The 6,331-nt window shown below is 70.6% G+C and carries 7 protein-coding genes; 5 read left to right on the forward strand and 2 right to left on the reverse strand.

From position 1 onward, the window contains the following. Positions 1–42 precede the first annotated feature (42 nt). The 3 genes from nagA to METY_RS20620 all read left to right on the forward strand — a co-directional run bounded on the left by nagA (position 43) and on the right by METY_RS20620 (position 2,460). The gene (gene nagA / locus METY_RS20610; protein ID WP_103123268.1) at positions 43–1,185 is read left to right on the forward strand and encodes an N-acetylglucosamine-6-phosphate deacetylase; all 1,143 of its coding nucleotides are present in this window, start codon (positions 43–45) and stop codon (positions 1,183–1,185) included. 77 nt (positions 1,186–1,262) lie between these two features. Next, the gene (locus METY_RS20615) at positions 1,263–1,544 is read left to right on the forward strand and encodes a hypothetical protein (RefSeq protein ID WP_103123269.1); all 282 of its coding nucleotides are present in this window, start codon (positions 1,263–1,265) and stop codon (positions 1,542–1,544) included. A 37-nt stretch (positions 1,545–1,581) separates the two neighbouring features. Beyond that, positions 1,582–2,460: an aldose 1-epimerase family protein gene (locus tag METY_RS20620; RefSeq protein WP_103123270.1), complete on the forward strand. Its 879-nt coding sequence runs from the start codon at positions 1,582–1,584 to the stop codon at positions 2,458–2,460. Between the two features lie 226 nt (positions 2,461–2,686). Here the strand turns inward: METY_RS20620 and METY_RS20625 are convergent, their stop codons facing one another. Continuing rightward, positions 2,687–2,872 carry a hypothetical protein gene (locus METY_RS20625; protein WP_103123271.1) on the reverse strand — a complete coding sequence of 62 codons (186 nt, stop codon included), beginning with the start codon at positions 2,870–2,872 and terminating at the stop codon, positions 2,687–2,689. A gap of 433 nt (positions 2,873–3,305) precedes the next feature. Between METY_RS20625 and METY_RS20630 the strand changes: the two genes are divergently transcribed. After that, entirely contained in the window at positions 3,306–3,713 is a 408-nt protein-coding gene (locus METY_RS20630; protein WP_103123272.1) for a hypothetical protein, read from the forward strand. 11 nt (positions 3,714–3,724) lie between these two features. Further along, positions 3,725–3,904, forward strand: a complete 180-nt coding sequence (locus METY_RS20635; RefSeq protein WP_103123273.1) for a hypothetical protein — start codon at positions 3,725–3,727, stop codon at positions 3,902–3,904. 117 nt (positions 3,905–4,021) lie between these two features. Here METY_RS20635 and METY_RS20640 read toward each other — a convergent pair whose 3' ends face one another. Beyond that, positions 4,022–5,605, reverse strand: a complete 1,584-nt coding sequence (locus METY_RS20640; RefSeq protein ID WP_103123274.1) for a BCCT family transporter — start codon at positions 5,603–5,605, stop codon at positions 4,022–4,024. Positions 5,606–6,331 lie beyond the last annotated feature (726 nt).

A 6,331-nucleotide genomic window follows, 5' to 3' on the forward strand; every position in this document is an offset into this window, starting at 1 on the left:
GGGCGCGATCGCGCTCGCCCACGACGCCGCGCGGGCGCCGGCATGACCCGGCGCGCCCTTCGGCCCGACCGGCTGTTCGACGGCGAAAGCTTCCACGAGGGCGTGGCCGCGCTGGTGGAGGATGGGCGCATCCTTGGCCTCGCCAGCGCCGACGCCGTGCCGGCGGACCTCGCGGTCGAGACGGTCGAGGGCCTGCTGGCGCCCGGCTTCATCGACGTGCAGGTCAATGGCGGCGGCGGCCTGCTGCTGAACGACGCCCCCACCCCTGAGACCATGGCGACGATCGCGCGCGCGCACCGGCGCTTCGGCACGACCGGCCTGCTGCCGACTCTGATCACCGATGGCCCCGCGGTGATGGGCGCGGCGATCCGGGCCGCGACCGAGGCGATCGGGGCCGGAACGCCCGGCGTGCTGGGCCTCCATGTGGAGGGCCCGTTCCTCAATCCGCTGCGGAAGGGCGTGCACGACGCCGCCGTGATGCGCGCGCCCGACGACCATGACATCGCCACGCTCTCGCATCCGACAGGCGGCGTGACGGTGGTGACGCTCGCGCCGGAGCGCGTTTCGGCTGTCGCGATCCGGCGGTTGGCGGCGGCCGGCGTGCGCGTCGCGGCCGGCCACACCGAGGCGACCGCGGCGGACCTCGCGGAGGCGCGCGAGGCCGGCCTCACCGGCTACACCCATCTCTTTAACGCCATGCCGCCGCTGCAGGGCCGCGCGCCGGGACCGGTCGGCGCGGCGCTGTCGGAACGCGACACCTTCTGCGGGCTGATCGCCGACCTGCACCACGTCGCGCCGGAAGCGCTGAGGACGGCGATCGCCGCCAAGGGCCGCGACCGCGCCCTGCTCGTTACCGACGCCATGTCGACGATCGGAACCGAGATGACCGAGTTCCGGCTGCAGGGACGCCGGATCCTGCGCGCCGGCGGCCGGCTGACCACGGAGGACGGCACGCTGGCGGGCGCGGACCTCGACATGGCGACCGCGGTGCGCAACTGCGTCGAAGTGCTCAGGCTGCCTCTGGCCGACGCGCTGATCATGGCGTCCCGCACCCCGGCCGTCTGGCTCGGCCTCGGCGACAGGCTGGGTCGGATCGCCGCCGGCTTCCGCGCCGATCTCGTGGCGCTGGACGCCGGGCTCCGCGTTCGCGCCACATGGATCGGCGGCCTGCGCGAGGAGGCGTGACCTTTTCGCCGACCGCGCTAGGATGAGCGGACACGCCTCGCGCGCCCGCCGGCGCGGCCAACAGGATCCGACCGCAGGTGACGGCCTCTTTCGACGACACCCCCGACGACCGGTCCCGCCGCGGACTCCGCGGCATCGGCCGCTATCTCGTGTCGCCGCTGCGGCGCCTCGTGCAGAACGGCGAGGACGCGCAGACTCTGCGGGTCCTCGCCATGTCCGACGCCGAACTCGCGGACGCGCTGACCACCGAGGTCTACGCCGCGCAGAACGCCGACGACGAGATCTGGGTCGAAGGCGCGGCCGTGCTGCAGGAGGCGGCCCGGCGCCTGCGCGAGCGCGGACGCGTCGACGCGGCGTGATGTCTTCGACGCCGATCCCCTCCCAAGGAGCGCCCGCTTGAGCGACAGCTACGGCATAGGATCGTCCCGCGTCTCGGCCACCATCACGGCGAAGGGCGCCGAACTCGTCAGCCTGAAGGACGCCGAGGGGAACGAGCTGCTGTGGCAGGCGGGTCCGGAGTGGCCGCGCCACGCGCCCGTGCTGTTCCCGATCGTCGGCAAGCTCGCCGGCGACGCGCTGCGCCACGACGGCGCCGTCTACCGCATGACCCAGCACGGCTTCGCCCGCGACGCCACCTTCTCCTGGGTGGAGCGCGGCGCGAGCCGTGCGGTCCTGAGCCTCTCCGACAGCCCGGCCACCCACGCGATCTATCCCTTTCCCTTCCGCCTCACCTTGGCCTATGCGGCGGAGGACGCCGTCCTGAGCGTAACCGCGACTGTGGCGAACCCCGGCGACGCGCCCCTGCCGTTCTGCCTCGGGGCCCATCCCGGCTTCCGGTGGCCGCTGGTGGACGGGGTCGCGAAGTCCGACCATGTGCTCGTTCTCGCCGCCGAAGAGACCGGGCCGCGTCTGATGATCGAGGGAGGGTTGCTGGGAGCCGAGGAACCAGCGCCCATCGAGGGCCGGGTGATGCGCCTGAGCGAGGAGCTGTTCGCGGCGGACGCCGTGGTGCTCCCAGCCGCGCGCAGCACGTCGGCCCGCTACGCCGCGCTGGGGTCCGATGGCGAGGAGCTGCGCGCGCTGACCGTCTCCTGGGACGGCTACGAGGATCTGGGCGTCTGGTCGAAGCCCGGCGGCGCGCCCTTCCTCTGCATCGAACCCTGGCGCGGGATGGCGAGCCCTGTGGGATGGGACGGCGACTTCGTGGACAAGCCCGGCGTGGTGCTGCTGGCGCCGGGCGAAGAGCGGGCGTTCACATGGCGGGTCGAGGTGTAGGCGGACAACCGCCGCACGCTCGCCGCAGCATCCGCTCAGCCTCACGGCTCACCCTGGCCGTCGCCGAGTTTTACGTCCGGAGGCTGCGCCGGAGCAGAAAGCTCTCAACTCCCGATCGCGACCTAACCGTCAGGGCTTGCTGATAATGCGCTACGCGCGGTCGCGATGGGTCTCGGACCGCCCGCGTCACAGGCTGCGGTCTCAGGGACGTTACGGCTCGCCCCGTCTAGGGCTTGTTCGCAGGGTCCCTGTCTTCGGCCGCGTAAAGGCGTTCGGTCGCGTTGTCGGCCACTGTCGCCGAGGCCTTTCGGCCGCGACGCCGAACCGCGGCGTAGGCCAGCACGGCTCCGGCCAGCAGGATCCCCACCATCCAGAACAGGTAGGGCGTTCCGCTGACTGCGCTTTCGGTCATGTCTCTCTCCGTTATCCGTGGCCCCTGAACAACCCGTGGCGCCGGGCAACGTTCCGTGCGCCCCCCGCCGGCGCGAGGTCGTCCGTTGACGGACTGGTCGGAGCCGGTCCCGACGACCCAGTGGCTCCGCCGTCGCTCCGGCCGAAATCCCAAAATCCATCTGCCGGCCGAGGGAGCTCGATCTCGATCGGCGGGGTTAGGGGGACCTGGGACAGCTCGGAGCGACGCCGGGCGCGAAACCCCGTTGCGTTCACCTGACCTGAAAAGTGGGCTTGATGGGCCGCCAAGCCGATCGGGATCGGCCGCGCCGCCATGCTTGACGACCGGCCGGTGCCTCTTACATTTTTTGCCGCCGGCCGTGGAGGCGCCGGCGCAGACGGCGCAGCGGCGGCTGTGCGAACGCTGCTTCGCCCCGACAGGGTGGAGTTTGGAGATGAGCTTCAAACGCGTTTCAGACGACCAGAACGGCGCGATCCATCATCCGATGGACGCGAACCGCTTCATCTTCGTGCATCCCGAGGAAGTCACCGACGCCCCTGGGCTCACCCGCGCGGAAAAGCGCGCGATCTTGGCGGCCTGGGCGTCCGACCGGCACGCCGTCGAGGGCGCTCCGAGCCTGCGGCAGCTTGAGAGCGGCGCGATCGTCCCGCTGGACCAGATCCTCGCCGCGCTTCAGTCCCTCGACGGGGAGCAGACCACGCCGGTCGCGATCCGGCTGGCCGTCCCGCGACGGCTTCGGCGGCGCCGAGCCGGCGCCCACGTATGGCGGGCCCGTCGGCCGGACGACGACCCGCCGCCGCCGACGCCGAAGCCCGCGCGGATGCGGCTCAGAGCGGCGTGAGGGGAGCGACGATGTCCTATACGGTGTTCGATCCCTCATCCTCAGGCCACGAGGTCGTGGTCCCCACGGCCCCGGACGCGCTCGCGCTGGCGCGGCGCCTCGCGACCGAGGGAGCCGGTGAGCCGATCATCACGGGCGGCGAGGGCTGGGTTTTCACGATCGACGAGTTCGAGGACCTCGTGAGGTCCTGAACCGCGCCGGCTGGCCGCCGGCGAGCCGCTCGCGCTGTCCAAGGCGGGAGCGCCCCACAGTCCGCGGGGTGGCGGCTGAATGGCCGCCCCCCGCGCCGTAGGACAGAGCAGCTGCTCTTAAGCGTCGACCGCTCGCGCGACCGCCACGGGCCGCGCGTCTGCGGGGCTCGGCCGGGCCGCCGTCGTCTTGCCGGTCACGTCGTCCATCAGGCCGCGCCACAGCGAGACGCAGAGCCCAACCATCACCAGGAGGAACGGCGCCGCCGCAAGGATCGACGCGGTCTGCAGGCCTTTTAGCCCGCCCATCACCAAGAGCACGCAGGCGGACGCTCCGGCGAGCGCGCCCCAGAGCGCGACGATCGTCGGCCGCGGCTCCAGCGCGCCGCGGGACGACAGCATGCCCATGACCACGGAGGCGGCGTCCGCCCCCGAGACGAAGAACACCGCGACCAGGAACATGGCGACCGCGGAGGTCAGCGCGGGCCAGGGAAATTGCGCGAGCAGGACGAACAGCGAGGCCGCCTCGCCCTTGGCGTTGACCGCGGCGAGCAGCCCGCCGGGACCGAACAGCTCGGAGTGCAGCGCCGCGCCTCCCATGATGGTGAACCACACGAAGGTCACCGCGCTCGGTATCAGCAGCACGCCGAAGACGAACTCCCGAATGCTGCGGCCGCGCGAGATCCGCGCGATGAAGACGCCGACGAAGGGCGCCCAGGACACCCACCACGCCCAGTAGAAGATGGTCCAGCTCGACAGCCAGGACCCGTCGCTGAACGCCGCGGTGCGGAACGACATCGTGACGATGTTGCTGATGTACTCGCCGATCGACTCGATGAAGGTGTTGAAGATGAACACGGTCGGGCCGCACACCGCGAGGAACGCCAGCAGCGCGACCGCGAGCGCCATGTTCATGTTGCTGAGGAACTGCACGCCTTTGCCGACGCCGGAGACGGCCGAGAGGATGAAGGCGACGGTCAGAATGGCGATGATCGCGAGCGAAATCCCGTTCGTCTCTCCCGTGCTCCAAAGGATGTTGAGGCCGCTGTTGATCTGCTGGGCGCCGAGCCCGAGCGACGTCGCCGTGCCGAACAGGGTCGCGACGATCGCCAGCACGTCGATGGCCTTGCCCGCCGGCCCATGGATCGCGCTTCCCAGAAGAGGCTGGAATGCGCTCGAGACCAGCACGGGCAGCCCGCGGCGGTAGCTGAAATAGGCGAGCGCGAGGCCGACGACGGCGTAGATCGCCCAAGGATGCAGCGCCCAATGAAAGTAGGAGTACTGCATCGCGACCAGCGCGGCGGCCTTGGTCTTGGGCTCCGCGAGCGCATGCGGCGGCGCGCCGAAATGCGAGATCGGCTCCGCGGCGCCCCAGAACATGAGCCCGATCCCCATGCCGACGCTGAACATCATGCACACCCAAGAGGAGGTCGCGAACTCCGGCGCTTCGTCTTCACGCCCAAGCTTGATGTCGCCGAACCGGCTGAACGCGAGAAAGACCGCGAAGACGAGGAAGAACGCGGTGGAGACGACGAAGCCCCAGCCGAACGACCGGATTACGCCGGCGAGCGTCCAGCGGGCGGCGACGGTCAGGCTTTCGGGAGCGAGCGCGCCCCAGAGTACGAAACCGCCGCCGATGGCGAGGCCCGGCCAGAACACCGCGGGATCGAGCCCGCGCGGCTCCGTCGTCGTCTGAGTGGTCACGTCACCCGTCTCCCTGTTGTTTCGACTGGCGCCTCCCGGCGCTATGCTTCAGGCCCTTCCGGTCTTCCGCACTCATTTCTTGGGCGCGGCGCCGCGTGTCTTGAAGCGACGGACGCGTCCTCGGGAGCGGCGGACGGCCGGTCCCGGAGCAGACAGGGGTGTGGCGGCGAACATCCCATCAAACGGGGCTCGGCAAGCCGCGACGCCGACCGGAGCTCATCGCTCTGCTGGCGAGCGCGCGCACGTCAGCGTTCCGACCACCCCGTGGGGTAGCCGAGCAGCTCGAGCGCAGGGCCCGTTCGATGAGGTCGTTTGTCGTTTCCCCAGCCAGCTTAACCCTGCGGGCGCCAGCTTTAGTCTGTCAGGGGATGGTATGAAGACCGGAGGAAGCGTCTTGTGAGGGCGCGACCGGTTGTGCTCTGATTCCGACATTCTTCCGGCGGTCGAGCACGTAAGCGATCGGCTCGTGCCAGCTTGGCCGGATACGCGCGCCGGCGGTCGGGCGTCCGCAATCGCAGCACGGCATGAGGCCGTCGCCCGTCGGAATTTATCGCTCGCGGCGCAGACGATAAGGTCGAGCGCGCTCATCTTTATCTTCAAGGCCGCCGCTCGCGTGCAGCGTGCTCGTCGTGAAGGCCGGACGATAGGAACAGCTCGGGGGCGGCTTCGATGGCAGATGCCCTAGGCCGTCTCTTCGCAGCTTCCGGCGTGGCGCTTATCGGGGCG

The sequence above is a fragment of the Methylopila sp. Yamaguchi genome (assembly GCF_002897035.1).
Taxonomy (GTDB): domain Bacteria; phylum Pseudomonadota; class Alphaproteobacteria; order Rhizobiales; family Methylopilaceae; genus Methylopila.